Source organism: Mesorhizobium sp. M0306 (assembly GCF_040321655.1).
Lineage (GTDB): Bacteria > Pseudomonadota > Alphaproteobacteria > Rhizobiales > Rhizobiaceae > Mesorhizobium.
Genome location: NZ_JAMYRY010000017.1, coordinates 35028 through 50026, shown reverse-complemented (window position 1 = coordinate 50026; position 14999 = coordinate 35028). Strand labels below are relative to the sequence as shown.

The following is a 14999-nucleotide window of genomic DNA, read 5'->3' as shown; positions in this document are numbered from 1 at the left end:
AGGGAGAGACTTCCATGGACACGCAGATGCTGATCGGCTCGAAATTCGAAAAAGGCACCGAGACCGAGGAACCGATCCTCAACCCGAAGACCGGGGCGACCATCCTCAATCTGCCCGAGGCCAGCCCGGCGCAGATCGAGGCGGCAGTGCTTGCCGCCGAAAATGCCTTCGTCACCTGGTCCCGCACAACACCGGCGCAGCGCGCCGGCTATCTCCTGAAGATCGCCGATCGCATCGAAGCTGCTGCACAGGATTTCGCGGCGCTCGAGGCACTGAACTGCGGCAAGCCGATCAATGCCGTGCTCAATGACGAGATCCCGGCGATCGTCGACTGTTACCGCTTCTTCGCCGGCGCGGTCCGCTCGATGCCCGGACAGGTCGCCGGCGAATATATTCCCGGCCACACCTCGATGGTCCGCCGCGACGCCATCGGCGTCGTGGCGTCGATTGCGCCGTGGAACTATCCGCTGATGATGATGGCCTGGAAGCTGGCGCCGGCGATTGCCGGCGGCAACACCGTCGTCTTCAAGCCGTCGGAGCAGACGCCGCTGACTGCGCTGAAGCTGGCAAAAATCCTTGCCGAGATCCTGCCGGAAGGCGTCGTCAACGTCGTGCTCGGCCGCGGCGACAGCGTCGGCAACACGCTGATCAACCATCCGAAGGTCAACATGATCTCGATCACCGGCGACGTCGCCACCGGCAAGAAGGTGCTGCAGGCCGCCGCCAAATCGGTCAAGCGCACGCATCTCGAGCTCGGCGGCAAGGCGCCTGTCATCGTCTTCGATGACGCCGATCTCGGTGCGGTGGTCAACGGCCTGCGCGCCTTTGGCTATTACAACGCCGGCCAGGACTGCACCGCCGCCTGCCGCATCTACGCCGGCAAGAAGATCTACGACAAGCTCGTCGCCGACCTCTCCGCTGCGGTCTCGACCATCAAGTATGATCGCCCCGACGACACCGAGAACGAGATCGGGCCGCTGATCTCGCGCCGCCAGCGCGACCGCGTCTCGAGCTTCGTCGAGCGCGCCTCGGAGCTCAAGCACATCGAGATCACCACTGGCGGCAAGCCCGGCGAAGGCTCCGGCTTTTTCTATCAGCCGACCGTCGTCGCCGGCGCGCTGCAGGAGGACGAGATCGTGCGCCGCGAAGTGTTCGGTCCGGTGGTCTCGGTCACCCGCTTTTCCGAAGTCGACGAGGCCGTTAACTGGGCCAATGACTCTGACTACGGCCTGGCGTCATCGGTGTGGACCAAGGACGTTTCGCGCGCCATGGCGACGGCGGCCCGGCTGCAATATGGCTGCACCTGGATCAACACCCATTTCATGCTGACCAACGAGATGCCGCATGGCGGGTTGAAACAATCCGGCTACGGCAAGGACATGTCGCTCTACGCGCTGGAGGACTATACCGCCGTCCGCCACGTCATGGTTGCGCACGGGTAGGGTCCAGATGCGGGGGAAGGTGGCCTGAAGGCCGGAAGTGTTGGCGCGACTATTCTTCGGCCTCGTCCGTCCCGTCCGCGGCCGGCGCCACCAGCAGTACGGCGGCGCCGAGGATCGCGGAGATGAAGGAGCCGGCGAGGATGCCGACCTTGACCGCGTCCTGCAGAGCGACGTCGCTGGCGAAGGCGAGCAGGCCGATGAACAGGCTCATGGTGAAGCCGATGCCGCAGAGCAGCGAAATGCCGACCATGTGCAGCCAGCCAGCATTGACCGGCAAATCGGCGAAGCCGAGCCGGATGGCGAGTGCGGAAGACCCGAAGACGCCGACCAGCTTGCCGGCGACGAGACCGGCGGCGACGCCGAGCGTCAGCGGCTCGGCCAGCGCGGCAGCGCTGAGACCGCCGAGCGAGACGCCGGCGTTGGCAAAGCCGAAAATCGGGATGACGAAAAAGGCGACGATTTTGTGCAGGCCGTGTTCGAGCCGGTGCAGCGGCGAATGGTCGAGATCGTGGCCGCTGCCCGGCGATATCTTCAATGGGATGGTGAGGGCCAGCGCAACGCCAGCGAGCGTCGCATGGACGCCCGATTTGAGCACCAAAACCCACAGAACGATGCCGAGCACGATATAGGGCAGCAGCGTCAGCACCCGCATGCGGTTGAGCACCACCAGCAGCGCGATGACGGCGAAGGCGGCGCCGAGATAGGCGAGCGACAGGCCGCTGGTATAGAACACCGCGATGATGAGCACGGCGCCGAGATCGTCGATGATGGCGAGCGCGGTGAGGAATATCTTCAGCGAGCCCGGCACGCGGCTGCCGAGCAGCGACAGCACGCCGAGCGCAAAGGCGATGTCGGTGGCGGTCGGAATCGCCCAGCCGGACAGAGCGGCTGGATTGTTGCGGTTGATGGCGACGTAGACCAGTGCCGGCACTGCCATGCCGCCGGCGGCGGCGATGCCGGGCAGCACGCGGCGCGGCCAGGTCGAGAGCTGGCCGTCGAGCATCTCGCGCTTGATCTCGAGGCCGACCAGCAGGAAGAACACCGCCATCAGGCCGTCATTGATCCAGTGCGAGACGCTGAGCGGTCCGAGATAGGCATGGAGGGCGGAGAAATAAGCCTCGCCCAGCGGCGAATTGGCGACGATCAGGGCCAAGGCCGCCGCAGCCATCAGGATGAGGCCGCCGGCCGCCTCGCTGTCGAGGAATTCGCGCAGCATGGAGACCAGCCGCTTTTCGTCCTGCATGTCGCCTCCGTCGTATCAGCGGCAAGGTCCGACACCGCCAAGCGATGATGCGCAAACAGCGCTGGCCGGGCAAGCCTGTAGTCAGAGCCCTTTAGCGCGGCGCGCGCTTGGCGAGGATGCGTTGCAGCGTGCGGCGATGCATGTTCAGGCGGCGTGCGGTTTCCGAGACGTTGCGGTCGCACATTTCGTAGACGCGCTGGATGTGCTCCCAGCGCACGCGATCGGCCGACATTGGATTTTCGGGCGGCGCTGCGCGTTCGCCCGCGGTGCGGGTCAGAGCCGCAAAAATGTCGTCGGCATCGGCAGGCTTCGACAGATAGTCGATGGCGCCGAGCTTTACCGCCGTCACGGCAGTGGCGATGTTGCCGTAGCCGGTGAGGATGATGGCACGGGCATCGTCGCGCTTCTCGCGAATGGCAGCGACGACGTCGAGGCCGTTGCCGTCGGCCAGCCGCATGTCGACCACCGCATAAGCCGGCGGATTGGCGCGCGCCTTGGCAACCGCCTCCTCGACGCTCTCCGCCGTCTCGACCACGAAACCCCTGGTTTCCATGGCGCGGGCAAGCCGCGTCAGGAACGGCTTGTCGTCGTCGACGATCAGCAGCGAGGTGTCCTCGCCTTCGACCATTGCGCCAATCGTTTCGTCAGTACTCATCGTGCTGAAAATCCTGCTGCCTGATTTTTACGCAAATATAGTTTCGCAACGGTATTGTCCAATTTAGGCCGTGTCGAACATGGTGGCCGAAGCCTGCTCGGGATTGAGGAAGACGCTGCGCGGCCACGATATCTGCACGATAGCGCCCTCGCCGGGCTCGCTTGAATTGCGGAAATCGAGCGTCGCGCCGGAGCGTTCGAGCAAGGTCTTGGCGATGAACAGGCCGAGGCCGAGGCCGCCGCCGGCTTCGGTGCCCTGGCGCGTCGACATATAAGGTTCGCCGATGCGGTCGATGATCTCCGGCGGAAAGCCCGGCCCGTCGTCGATGATCGAGAAGCTGACGGCGGCCTCATTCCATTTCCAGCGTATGGTGACGTTTTTGCGGGCAAAGTCGACGGCGTTCTCGACCAGATTGCCGAGGCCGTAAATGACGCCGGGATTGCGCCGGCCCACCGGTTCCGGGCCAATGCGCTCGCCCGGCCGAAGCTTGATCGAAATGCCGAAATCGCGGTGCGGCGCCGTCACTTCCTCGACCAGCGAGGTCAGCGGCAGACGCGAGAGGTGCACCTCGCTCTCGGAGGAAAGGCTGGTCAGGCGCTTCAGGATTTCGCGGCAGCGCTCGCTCTGCGAACGCAGCAGCTTCACGTCCTCGCCGTATTTCGGATCTTCGCCAAGCGCCTTCTCCATCTCCTTGGCGACAAGCGTGATGGTGGCGAGCGGCGTGCCGAGCTCGTGCGCGGCGGCCGCGGCGAGGCCGTCGAGGGCCGAGAGATGCTGCTCTCGCTGCAACACCAATTCCGTGGCGGCAAGCGCGTTGGCAAGCAGCCGCGCCTCCTCGGCCACCCGGAAGGCATAGATCGCGGTAAAGGCGATGGAGCAGAACACCGCCATCCACATGCCGGCGACATAGACGAACGGCATCGCCAATGGCGCGCCCTCATGCCAGGGCAGCGGCAGGTGGTAAAAAACCAGCAGCGTCGCCGCCACGATCACCAGCGCGCCGAGCATGGCGGTCAGCCGCAGCGGCAGCGACGTCGCCGAGACGACGACGGGCACGGTCATCAGCAGCGAAAACGGATTGGTGAGGCCGCCGGTCATGTAGAGCAGGCCGGCAAGCTGCAGGCTGTCGAAGGTCAGGATGGCGAAGGCCGAGAACGGTGTAAGCCGATGCGCCGCCGGATAGCGGAAGGTCAGCAAAAGGTTCATCCAGGCCGAACAGGCGATCAGCGCAAAACACATGCTGACCGGCAGCGGAAATTTCAGCCCGTAAGCGACGACAAGCACGGTCAGGCTCTGGCCGACGATGGCAAGCCAGCGCAACCTGATCAGCGTGTTGAGGCGCAGCCGCTGGCTTTGCTGGAAGTCGGGTGCGTGCAGGATGTTTATCATGGCCGACGATTATAGAGGGGAAACAGCCGGAGGTCTTTTCCGAAAACCGCCGAAGCTGGCCCTCGGTTCAGGATGACAGTCTGGAAGCATCAGGTACCGCGCGGCTTGGCTCGGCTGGTGGCGGCGGCGAGAAGCGGGTTCTCCGGCCATACGTGCCTGGGATAGCGGCCGCGCATCTCTGCCCGGACATCGGCCCAGGAGCCGCGCCAGAAGCCGGGCAGGTCGCGCGTCGTCTGGATCGGCCGATGTGCCGGCGACAGCAATTCGAGCGTCAGCGGCACAGTGCCGTTGGCGATCGCCGGATGCCGGTCGAGGCCGAACAGTTCCTGCACGCGGATCGCCAGCACCGGCCATTCACCGTCATAACGGATCGGCAGCCGGCTGCCCGACGGAGCGTCGAAGTGGGTCGGCGCCAATATGTCGATCTTGCGTTGCAATTCGTGCGGTACCAGCGTCATCAGGCCTTGCGAAAGCACGCTGGGATCGATTGCCGCAAAGGATTTGGCACCGGAAAGGAATGGCAGCAGCCAGTCGTCGAGGCGCTCGACGAGCGCGGCATCGGAGACATTGGGCCATGGTGCGCCAAGGCCGCGATGCAGCCAGCCGAGCCGCTGCCGCAACGTCTCCGCCTCCCTGTTCCACGGCAACAGGGACAGGCCGTGTTCGCGCAAGGCGCCGAGAATGGCGCTGTCTGCGTCGGCACCGGTCGGCGCCGGCAGCATGCGTTCGGACAACATGATGGCGCCGAGGCGAACCGTTTCGCGCACCCGCACCGCGCGCCTGTCGCGGTCGAAGCTCACCTCCCGGCGGGTCTCGATCTTTTCCGCCAGCGCGGCACGGATATCCGTCTCATCGATGGCTGCCGCTGCGGTGATGCGGGCGTTCTGCGCCTTGCCCTGCAGGTCGGCGACGACGAGCCAGATCTCGCCGGCCAGCGGATCGGAGGCGTCGAGCATGGCGCCCGAGCCGTTGGCAAGCACGAAGCGACCACGCTCGCCGCGCGCTTTGGCGACCCGATCCGGCCAGGCATGGATGAGGAGCGCCCCGGCGGTGCTGCCCTCCCCCTTGAGGGGGTCCGAAGGACGGGCGAGACCCGCGGCTCGCCCCGGCGCGTCGATGCGCGTAGCGGATCGGGGTGGGGTCGGTCCGGGCACGCCATCGGCGACCCCGCCCCGTCTCCCTCGCTTCGCTGCGCTCAACTCACTCGCCGACCCTCCCCTCGAGGGGGAGGGTGAAGCCTGCTTTGCCAACCTCTCGGCCAGCTGCCGGGCAGCGGTGGCACGCGGCGATTTTTCGGCGTGAAAGCGCATCAGTCGCCGTTCGAGATCGGCGCCGTCGCCGCCAAGGCCACGCTCAGTGAGCAGCACGGCGAGCATCGCCGCCTCGAGCGCCTGGCCGGTCCTTGCCGCCTCGGCGACCATGTGGGCGAGCCGAACCGGTAGCGCCAGCCTGCGCATCGCGGCACCGGCATCCGTCAGGCGTCCTGCCGCATCGACAGCATCGAGGGCGCGCAGCAGCGCCCTCGCCTCGGTGAGCGCCGGAGCCGGCGGGGGGTCGAGGAAGGACAGGCTGGTCGGATCGGCGACGCCGAAAGCGGCGCAATCGAGCAACAGGCCGGAAAGATCGGCCTCGAGGATTTCCGGCGGCGTGAAGGCCGGCAGGGCCGCCGTCTGCTCGGCCCGCCATAGCCGGATGGCGACGCCCGGCTGTGTGCGCCCGGCACGGCCGGCGCGCTGGTCGGCGGAAGCGCGGGAAGCACGCACCGTCTCCAGCCGCGTCAGGCCGCTCGCCGGCTCATAGCGCGGCAGCCGCGACAGGCCGGAATCGATGACGACGCGCACGCCGTCGATGGTGATGGAGGTTTCGGCGATCGATGTCGCCAGCACCACCTTGCGGCGGCCGGGCGGCGCCGGCTTGATCGCCGCGTCCTGCGCCTTGTTGTCGAGCATGCCGTAGAGCGGCACGATGTCGGTGTCGGCGCCTACCTTGCCCGCCAGCCGCTCGGCGGTGCGCTCGATCTCGCGCTGGCCGGGCAGGAAAGCGAGCACGCTGCCCTCCTCCCCGGCAAGCGCCGAGCGGATCGCCCTGGCCATCGCATCCTCGATGGTGACGCCGGCCGGCCGCTCGTCATAGCGGATGTCGACCGGGAAGGCGCGGCCTGCGCTCTCGATCACCGGCGCGCCGGACAGCAATTTTGCGACACGCGCGCCATCGAGCGTCGCCGACATCACCAGCAATCTGAGGTCGGGCCTCAGCGCACTTTGCACGTCGAGGGCCAGCGCCAGCCCGAAATCGCCGTCGAGCGAGCGCTCGTGGAACTCGTCGAATAGCACCGCCGAAACACCGGGCAGCTCGGGATCGTCGAGGATCATGCGGGACAGCACGCCTTCGGTGACGACGAGAATCCTGGTCTTTGCGGAAGTGCGGTTTTCCATGCGCATGGCATAGCCGACGGTTTCGCCGGGCTCTTGGCCAAGCAATTCGGCCATGCGGCGGGCGGCAGCGCGGGCGGCGAGGCGGCGCGGCTCGAGCAGAATGATTTTTCCGGCGCCGAGCCATTCAGCGTGGAGCAGCACCAGTGGAACCAGCGTCGTCTTGCCGGCACCGGGCGGCGCCACCAGCACGGCGCTATTGCCATGGCCGAGCGCTTCATTGAGCGCCGGCAAGACAGCGGAGACCGGCAGTTCCGGCAAAGGTTTTGTGGTCATTGTCCCAAGGATGTGCAGCCAGTTGGCAGCGACCGCATATCAGCGGTGGCGGTCGCGGCGCAACCTCCGCGCCGACTCAAAGCCTGGTCCGCGAAAACGGGTTCCAGCGCACGGTGCCGAGCCGCACCTCCTCGCGCACCATCGTCAGCAGACCGGAACCACCGACCACGGCCAAGCCGACCAGCGACAGAAAATCGGGATATTCCCTGAAGAACAGCGCACCTAGAATCACCGCCCAGACGATCTGCGAATAATGCGTTGGCGCGATGCGGTTGGCCGGTGCGTATTTGATCGCCAGCAGATGCAGCAGCTGACCGCCGGCGGTAAAGGCGCCGGCGAGCACCAGCCACGCCCATTGCCTGCCATCCGGCAGCGAGAACGAGGTGGCCGCCGCACCGACGCCGTTGAAGAGCAGGCCGTAGCCGATCAGCACGCCGAGCATCGTCGTGCGCTTTTCCTGCGCGGCCAGCGAACGCATCAGGATGACATTGGTGGCGGCCAGGAAGGCGATGATGAACGCCGCCAGATGACCAAGCTGCAACTCGCGAAACCCAGGCCTGACGACCAGCATGACCCCGGCAAAGCCGGCGACGACCGCCAGCCATCGCCATGGGCCGACCTTCTCCTTGAGGACCAGCGTAGCCAGGATGGTGACGAACAGCGGCGCCAGGAAGATGAGCGCATAGACTTCTGCCAGCGGGATGGTGGTGAAGGCATAGACGCTGAGCACGCCCGAGGCGATGCCGGCCCAGGCGCGGGCCTGTACCGCCCACGGCCGGGTCGTGCGCCAGAAATCGCGCCAGCGCTCGCTTGGCGGCCTGGCAAAGAGCAGAAAGCAGCCGGCAAACAATGTCGAGAAGAAGCCGATCTCGAAGACGTTGAACTGCCCGCCCAGGCTTTTGACAATGGCGTCGCTGCACGAATAGCTTGCATAGGCGATGAGAGCGAGCAGAATTCCGTTGGGCACGTTTTTCCGTTTCCGGGAGAGATGAGAGTGAAGATACTGGCGCTTGGCGCGCATCCGGACGACATCGAGATCTTCATGTTCGGTACGATGGCGGCCTATGCCGCGCAAGGCGCAGAACTCTTTTTTGCCATAGCCACGGATGGCGCCAGGGGCGGCTACGGCGATCCGGCCGCGCTTGCCCGCACGCGCCGCAAAGAGGCGACGGCGGCGGCCGGCCTGCTTGGCGTGACGCCGCGCTTCCTCGACTTTCCCGATGGCGCGCTGGTGGCGGATGCCGCGCTGATCGGGGCGCTGAAAGCACTGATTGGCGAGATGGGGCCGGATCTGGCGATCACCCATGCGCCGAACGATTATCATGGCGACCACCGCGCGCTGTCGGATGGCATGCGCATCGCGGCATCATTTTCCGTGCCGGTGCTGCATGCCGACACGTTCGCCGGCACCGGGTTTTCGCCAACGCACTACGTCGATACCTCCAGGTATTTCGATCTCAAGGCGGAGGCGATCCGGGCGCACCAGTCGCAGGATCCCGAGCGTTTCGTCGACGCGGCGCGCACGCAGAACGCCTTTCGCGCCGGCCAGTGCAACGGCCCAGCCGGATCGTTCGCCGAGGCCTTCCGCTTCGAGCCGGTCTTCCCCTTCGCCGATATCCGCGCGCTGGTGCCGCTGGCCCCGGTGATCCGTCCGGTGGCGGTCAGCAACAAGACGGTGACCTAGGCAGGTCGCCGCAACTTCTCACGTTGCTTTCCTATCCAGCATGCTGCGATGCAGCAACGAATTCGCTTGCCTTGTTTAGTAAAAATTGCATCACTAAACAAATTACTAAACATCCGGTGCGCCGCCGCGTCGTTGTGTTTGGGCCCCGGAGGAGGGGTTTAGCGGGCTCTTGAAACCGTCATCCGGACGCGTTTCGCAAATGGGAGGAAGGCATGAAATCGACCTTGAAACTGACGTTGGGACTGGCCTCGACACTCTTTGCGTCGACAGCCGTTTCGAACGTCGCGCAGGCAGAAGATCTGACGCTTTGCTGGGCAGCCTGGGACCCAGCCAACGCGCTTGTGGAATTGTCCAAGGACTTCACCAAGGAAACCGGCATCGGCATGAAATTCGAATTCGTGCCGTGGACCAACTATGCCGACCGCTTTCTCAACGAGCTGAATTCGCACGGCAAGCTGTGCGACCTCATCATCGGCGACAGCCAGTGGATCGGCGGTGCCGCCGAGAACGGCCATTACGTCAAGCTGAACGACTTCTTCGACAAGGAGAAGATCAGCATGGACGATTTCGTGCCGGCGACCGTCGTCGGCTACTCGGAATGGCCGAAGAACTCGCCGAATTACTGGGCGCTGCCGGCCATGGGCGACGTCGTCGGCTGGACTTACCGCAAGGACTGGTTCTCTAAGCCGGAGCTGCAGAAGGAATTCAAGGAAAAGTACGGCTGGGATCTTGGCCCGCCGACGACCTTCGACCAGCTGAAGCAGATCGCCGAATTCTTCCAGAAGCGCGACATCGACGGCAAGACCGTCTATGGCGCGTCGATCTACACCGAGCGCGGCTCGGAAGGCATCACCATGGGCGCCATGGACGTGCTCTACAGCTTCGGCTTCCAGTACGAAAACCCGAAAAAGCCCTACGAGATGGAAGGCTTCGTCAACTCCGATAAATCGGTGAAGGGCCTGGAGTTCTACAAAGCCCTCTACGATTGCTGCACCCCTCCCGGCGCCTCGAACAGCTACATGGGCGAAGGCGTCGATGCCTTCAAATCCGGCCAGGTGGCAATGCACATGAACTTCGCCTTCACCTGGCCAGGCCTGCAGAAGGACGAGAATGTCGGCGGCGACAAGATCGGCTATTTCGTCAATCCCAAAGGTCCGGACGGCGACCAGTTCGCCCAGCTCGGCGGCCAGGGCATCTCGGTGGTCTCCTATTCCGACAAGCAGGAAGCCGCGCTCAAATACATCAAATGGTTCGCCAACAAGGACGTGCAGTCCAAATGGTGGTCGCTCGGCGGCTATTCCTGCCTCAACGCGGTTGTCAAGGACCCGGGCTTCCCGGCCAGCCAGCCCTATGCGCAGACCTTCCTCGACTCGATGGCAATCGTGAAGGACTTCTGGGCCGAGCCGAGCTACGCGCCGCTGCTGCAGGCGTCGCAGAAGCGCTTCCACGACTATGTCGTCGCCGGGCAAGGCTCGGCCAAGGATGCCCTCGACGGCCTCGTCAAGGACTGGACCGAGGTCTTCCAGGACGACGGCAAAATGTAACCGGCTCCTCCCGAGCCCATGACCGAACCGTCCCGTGCCACCCTTGGCACGGGACACAGTTCAGATAAATTCCATTGTCGAGACGAACCAAGTGACCGAAGCGGGACTGACCATGCTCAATCGGACGGCGGACAGCGTTGCCCGGGCTACGCCCGAGCCGTTGGCCCGCAAGGTCCGGGGCATCAGCGACAAGGGCCTCGCCTGGCTGTTCATCTCGCCGACGATCCTGTTGCTTCTAGCCATCAACATCTTTCCGCTGTTCTGGGCAATCTATCTGTCCTTCACCAATTTTCGCGCCAATCGCCCCAACGAGGTTGTGAAGAATCTCGGGCTGGCCAACTACAAGCGCATCCTCGCCGACCAGGACATCTGGATCGCCATGCAGACGACGGCGCATTTCGTGTTCTGGACCATCCTGCTGCAGACGCTGATCGGCTTCACGCTGGCCTGGCTGATCGACCGTAAGTTTCGTGGCCACGCCTTCTGGACGACAATCATCCTGGTGCCGATGATGCTGTCGCCGGCGGTGGTCGGTAATTTCTGGCGCTTCCTCTACGAGCCGCAGATCGGGCTGTTCGCCTACGCCGTTTCGTTCGTCACCGGCATCCCGGCAACGCAGATCAGCATGCTCTCCAACGTGTCACTGGCGCCATGGTCGATCATCATCGTCGACACCTGGATGTGGACGCCTTACGTGATGCTGATCTGCCTCGCCGGCCTGCGCTCGATCCCCGAATACATCTACGAAGCGGCCGAGGTCGACCGCGCCTCCAACTGGCGGCAGTTCTGGTCGATCACACTGCCGATGGCGCTGCCCTTCATCATGCTGGCGGTGCTGTTTCGCGGCATCGAGAACTTCAAGATGTTCGACATGGTCAATTTGCTCACCGGCGGCGGGCCGGGATCGACCACCGAAGTGGCCTCGATCACGCTGAAGCGGCAGGCCTTCGAAAGCTGGCGGACGGGCTATTCCTCGGCCTTCGCCATCATCCTGTTCGTCGCGGTGTTCGGGCTGGCCAACATCTACGTCAAGGCGCTGAACAAGGTGAAGCAGAGATGAGCCTGACGTCAGCCCACTCCGTTGTCGCACCGTCGGCCACGTCGAAGCGCGTCGCCGGCACGATCATCGTCGTCTACGCGCTGATCTCGATCGTGCCGCTGCTGTGGATCTTCGCCACCAGCTTCAAGACGCCGCCGGATTCGATCGCCTACCCGCCGAAGATCCTGTTCCAGCCCAGCCTCGAAGGCTATTGCAACCTGTTCACGACGCGGACCAGGCAGACGCCGGAATACATCAACTCGCTGGGGCCAGCGGCCGGCCTCTGCGATGCGACGGTGCGCAAGCGCAATATGGTCATCGCCGGCCCGTCGAACTTCATGCCGCGCTTCGTCAATTCGCTGATCATCGCCTTCGGCTCGACCTTCTGCGCGGTGTTCCTCGGCACGCTGTCGGCCTACGGTTTTTCGCGCTTCAAAGTGCCGCTCGCCGACGACCTTTTGTTCTTCATCCTGTCGACGCGCATGATGCCGCCGATCGCGGTCGCGATTCCCATCTACCTGATGTATCGCGAGCTTGGCCTGTCGGACACGGCGCTCGGCATGATCCTGCTCTATACGGCCGTCAACGTGTCCTTGGCGGTGTGGCTGCTGAAAGGCTTCATCGACGAGATCCCGCGCGAATACGAAGAAGCGGCGATGATCGACGGCTACACCAGGCTGCAGGCGTTCTGGCGGACCGTGCTGCCGCAGGCGACCACCGGCATTGCCGCAACAGCCATCTTCTGCCTGATCTTTGCCTGGAACGAATATGCCTTCGCCGCGCTGCTGACTTCGGGCACGGCGCAGACCGCGCCGCCCTTCATCCCGACCATCATTGGCGAAGGCGGCCAGGACTGGCCGGCGGTAGCTGCCGGCACGACGATCTTCCTGGTGCCGATCCTGGTCTTCACCATCCTGCTTCGCAAGCAATTGTTGCGCGGCATCACCTTCGGCGCGGTGCGCAAATGAACCTGACCACTAAACGCAAATCGCGCTGGCCCGTCTGGGCCAGGCGCGGGCTGATGGAAAACGTCGCCACCGCGATCATCGCCATCGGCTTCCTGATGCTGTTCCAACCCTTCGCGCTGGCGCTCTACACCTATTCCTTCATCACCATGCTGGCCGGCACGGCGATGTTCATCATCGTCTCGAAATTTCCGGAGTAGACGATGGCCGAGATCAGGGTGGAACATCTGAGGAAGGCATTCGGCGATTTCGTCGCCGTGCAAGATTCCAACTTCGTCGTCGAGGACGGCGAATTCTTCGTCATGCTGGGGCCGTCGGGCTGCGGCAAGACGACGACGCTTCGCATGATCGCCGGGCTCGAACTGCCGACCGGCGGCAAGATCCTGCTTGGCGGCGAGGACGTCACCATGCGGCGTGCCCGCGAGCGCGACATCGCCTTCGTCTTCCAGCTGTTCGCGCTCTATCCGCACATGAATGTGCGGAAGAACATCGGCTTTCCACTGCTGGCGCAAGGCATGCCAGGCGCCGAAATCCGGGCCAGGGTGGAAGAGACGGCGAAGCTTTTGCGGATCGACCATCTGCTTAACAAATCCGTCTCCGGGCTTGCCGGCGGCGACCGCCAGCGCGTTGCGCTCGGCCGCGCCATCGTGCGGCGGCCAAAGTGTTTCCTGATGGACGAGCCGCTCGGCACGCTCGACACCGAATTCCGCGACCTGATGGTCCATGAGCTGCGCGAACTGCACAACCGCATCCACGCCACCACCGTCTATGTCACGCATGACCAGATGGAAGCGATGTCGATGGCCGACAAGATCGCGGTGATGAACCATGGCGTCATCGAGCAGTTCGGCACGCCGCGTGAGATCTACGATCGGCCGGCAACGATGTTCGTCGCCGACTTCATCGGCTCGCCGCCGATGAATTTCCTCAGCTTCGGCGGCGGGCTTTCAAAGGGTACCAGGGAAATTGTTGTGCAAGGCGCGAAGGTGGCCGTGCCGGAGGTGCGCGAGGATGTTGCGCCGGCCGAGATGGCGCTTGGCATCCGGCCGGAGCACATCCGTTTCGACGACGCTTCGAAGCTGCGCGGCGCCATTTATGGCACCGAATATCTCGGCACCACGCAGATTGTGGCGGTGGAGACGGCAGACGGCATCATCAAGGCCAGGGTGCCGGCCGAAATCCGGCTCAATCCGGGCGATCATGTCGGCCTGGCGCTGAGCAGCGCGCGGCTGTCGCTGTTCGCAAAAGGATCCGGCCGTGCGGTGCGCACCGAAATCCATGACTCGGCCTCCCAGGGGAGAGCGCATCATGGCTGACGTTCACATCAAAGGCGTGACCAAGGTTTTTGGCGAGCATGTCGCCGTCGACAATCTCGACCTGCATATCGCCGACGGCGAATTCGTCGTGCTGCTCGGGCCGACCGGCGCCGGCAAGACGACGACGCTCAGGCTGATCGCCGGGCTGGAGCGGCCCGAAGCGGGCTCGATCCATATTGCCGGCCACGACACGACGACGCTGTCGCCGGCCGAGCGCGACACCGCTTTCGTGTTCCAGCAATATTCGCTCTATCCGCATCTGTCGGTCTACGACAACCTCGCCTTTCCGCTGCGCTCGCCGGCGCGGAAAATGCCGGAGGACCAGATCCGCCGCCGCGTCGAGGATGTGGCCAAGATGGTGCGCATCCACCACAAGCTGAATAATCGCTCGACCAAACTCTCGGGCGGCGAGATGCAGCGCGTCGCCATCGGCCGCGCTTTGGCGCGCAAGCCGTCGATCTACCTGATGGACGAGCCGCTGTCGTCGCTCGACGCCAAGCTGCGCGCCGATCTCAGGCTCGAGCTGAAGCGCATCCAGGCCGAACTCGGCGCTACAATGCTCTACGTCACACACGACCAGATCGAAGCGATGACCATGGCCGACCGCATCGGCATCCTCGCCGACGGCGTGCTGGTGCAGATTGGTTCCCCGCGCACGATCTATTCTGAGCCGGCAAACCTTCACGTCGCGGCAAGGCTCGGCCAACCGGCCATCAATTTGTTGCCGGTCGGCTTGCTGCCGGATGGCGGCGCGCCGGCGGGAACCAAGACAATCGGTGCGCGTACCGAACATCTTTCGATCGAGAAGGCCGCGAACGGCCATGCCGACGGCGTCGTCGATTGGGTCGAGCATCTCGGCGACCAGAACCATCTGCACGTGACGGTGGGGACCAAGAAGCTGGTGACGCTGACCGACCCCGACACCGACCTGGCGCAGGGCGACAAGATCATGATCCGCTATCGCTCGCCGCTGTATTTCGGCGCCGATGGGCGACGGCTGATGTGAGCGCTGCG

The 14999-nt window shown here is 64.4% G+C and carries 13 protein-coding genes; 8 read left to right on the top strand and 5 right to left on the bottom strand.

Features of this window, described 5'->3' with window-relative positions; translation table 11 throughout:
- Positions 1–14: 14 nt before the first annotated feature.
- Complete coding sequence (locus NKI95_RS21610; protein ID WP_352719284.1) at positions 15–1442, top strand: gamma-aminobutyraldehyde dehydrogenase; 1428 nt, start codon at positions 15–17, stop codon at positions 1440–1442.
- A 49-nt stretch (positions 1443–1491) separates the two neighbouring features.
- Here the strand turns inward: NKI95_RS21610 and nhaA are convergent, their stop codons facing one another.
- From nhaA to NKI95_RS21585, 5 genes are all read right to left on the bottom strand, one after another.
- Positions 1492–2685, bottom strand: a complete 1194-nt coding sequence (gene nhaA / locus NKI95_RS21605; protein ID WP_352517237.1) for a Na+/H+ antiporter NhaA — start codon at positions 2683–2685, stop codon at positions 1492–1494.
- A 91-nt stretch (positions 2686–2776) separates the two neighbouring features.
- A complete protein-coding gene (locus NKI95_RS21600) occupies positions 2777–3340 on the bottom strand; it encodes an ActR/PrrA/RegA family redox response regulator transcription factor (protein ID WP_023676342.1) in 564 nt (187 codons plus the stop codon).
- 63 nt (positions 3341–3403) lie between these two features.
- Positions 3404–4729 carry an ActS/PrrB/RegB family redox-sensitive histidine kinase gene (locus NKI95_RS21595; protein ID WP_352719283.1) on the bottom strand — a complete coding sequence of 442 codons (1326 nt, stop codon included), beginning with the start codon at positions 4727–4729 and terminating at the stop codon, positions 3404–3406.
- An 89-nt stretch (positions 4730–4818) separates the two neighbouring features.
- Complete coding sequence (gene hrpB, locus NKI95_RS21590) at positions 4819–7437, bottom strand: ATP-dependent helicase HrpB (RefSeq protein ID WP_352719282.1); 2619 nt, start codon at positions 7435–7437, stop codon at positions 4819–4821.
- 76 nt (positions 7438–7513) lie between these two features.
- Positions 7514–8404 (bottom strand): DMT family transporter, encoded by an 891-nt coding sequence (locus NKI95_RS21585; RefSeq protein WP_352719281.1) that lies wholly within the window; start codon positions 8402–8404, stop codon positions 7514–7516.
- A gap of 27 nt (positions 8405–8431) precedes the next feature.
- On the opposite strand from NKI95_RS21585, the gene NKI95_RS21580 reads away from it, so the two are divergent.
- From NKI95_RS21580 to NKI95_RS21550, 7 genes are all read left to right on the top strand, one after another.
- Complete coding sequence (locus NKI95_RS21580; protein ID WP_352719280.1) at positions 8432–9121, top strand: PIG-L deacetylase family protein; 690 nt, start codon at positions 8432–8434, stop codon at positions 9119–9121.
- A 212-nt stretch (positions 9122–9333) separates the two neighbouring features.
- The gene (locus NKI95_RS21575; protein WP_352719279.1) at positions 9334–10665 is read left to right on the top strand and encodes an ABC transporter substrate-binding protein; all 1332 of its coding nucleotides are present in this window, start codon (positions 9334–9336) and stop codon (positions 10663–10665) included.
- 112 nt (positions 10666–10777) lie between these two features.
- Positions 10778–11725 (top strand): carbohydrate ABC transporter permease, encoded by a 948-nt coding sequence (locus NKI95_RS21570; RefSeq protein WP_302893612.1) that lies wholly within the window; start codon positions 10778–10780, stop codon positions 11723–11725.
- The gene (locus tag NKI95_RS21565; protein WP_352719278.1) at positions 11722–12672 is read left to right on the top strand and encodes a carbohydrate ABC transporter permease; all 951 of its coding nucleotides are present in this window, start codon (positions 11722–11724) and stop codon (positions 12670–12672) included. The genes NKI95_RS21570 and NKI95_RS21565 overlap by 4 nt, the downstream gene beginning before the upstream one ends.
- Positions 12669–12869 carry a hypothetical protein gene (locus tag NKI95_RS21560; RefSeq protein ID WP_352665425.1) on the top strand — a complete coding sequence of 67 codons (201 nt, stop codon included), beginning with the start codon at positions 12669–12671 and terminating at the stop codon, positions 12867–12869. Before NKI95_RS21565 ends, NKI95_RS21560 begins: the two co-directional genes overlap by 4 nt.
- 3 nt (positions 12870–12872) lie before the next feature.
- On the top strand, positions 12873–13985 hold the full coding sequence (locus NKI95_RS21555) for an ABC transporter ATP-binding protein (protein WP_352719277.1): 1113 nt from the start codon (positions 12873–12875) through the stop codon (positions 13983–13985).
- On the top strand, positions 13978–14991 hold the full coding sequence (locus NKI95_RS21550; protein WP_352719276.1) for an ABC transporter ATP-binding protein: 1014 nt from the start codon (positions 13978–13980) through the stop codon (positions 14989–14991). Before NKI95_RS21555 ends, NKI95_RS21550 begins: the two co-directional genes overlap by 8 nt.
- The last annotated feature ends 8 nt before the right edge of the window (positions 14992–14999 follow it).

Bases quoted from the DNA above. Each gene is read 5' to 3' on its own strand.
- NKI95_RS21610 (WP_352719284.1), top strand. From the start codon at position 15: ATGGACACGCAGATGCTGATCGGCTCGAAATTCGAAAAAGGCACCGAG.
- nhaA (WP_352517237.1), bottom strand. From the start codon at position 2,685: ATGCAGGACGAAAAGCGGCTGGTCTCCATGCTGCGCGAATTCCTCGAC.
- NKI95_RS21600 (WP_023676342.1), bottom strand. From the start codon at position 3,340: ATGAGTACTGACGAAACGATTGGCGCAATGGTCGAAGGCGAGGACACC.
- NKI95_RS21595 (WP_352719283.1), bottom strand. From the start codon at position 4,729: ATGATAAACATCCTGCACGCACCCGACTTCCAGCAAAGCCAGCGGCTG.
- hrpB (WP_352719282.1), bottom strand. From the start codon at position 7,437: ATGACCACAAAACCTTTGCCGGAACTGCCGGTCTCCGCTGTCTTGCCG.
- NKI95_RS21575 (WP_352719279.1), top strand. From the start codon at position 9,334: ATGAAATCGACCTTGAAACTGACGTTGGGACTGGCCTCGACACTCTTT.
- NKI95_RS21570 (WP_302893612.1), top strand. From the start codon at position 10,778: ATGCTCAATCGGACGGCGGACAGCGTTGCCCGGGCTACGCCCGAGCCG.
- NKI95_RS21565 (WP_352719278.1), top strand. From the start codon at position 11,722: ATGAGCCTGACGTCAGCCCACTCCGTTGTCGCACCGTCGGCCACGTCG.
- NKI95_RS21560 (WP_352665425.1), top strand. From the start codon at position 12,669: ATGAACCTGACCACTAAACGCAAATCGCGCTGGCCCGTCTGGGCCAGG.
- NKI95_RS21555 (WP_352719277.1), top strand. From the start codon at position 12,873: ATGGCCGAGATCAGGGTGGAACATCTGAGGAAGGCATTCGGCGATTTC.
- NKI95_RS21550 (WP_352719276.1), top strand. From the start codon at position 13,978: ATGGCTGACGTTCACATCAAAGGCGTGACCAAGGTTTTTGGCGAGCAT.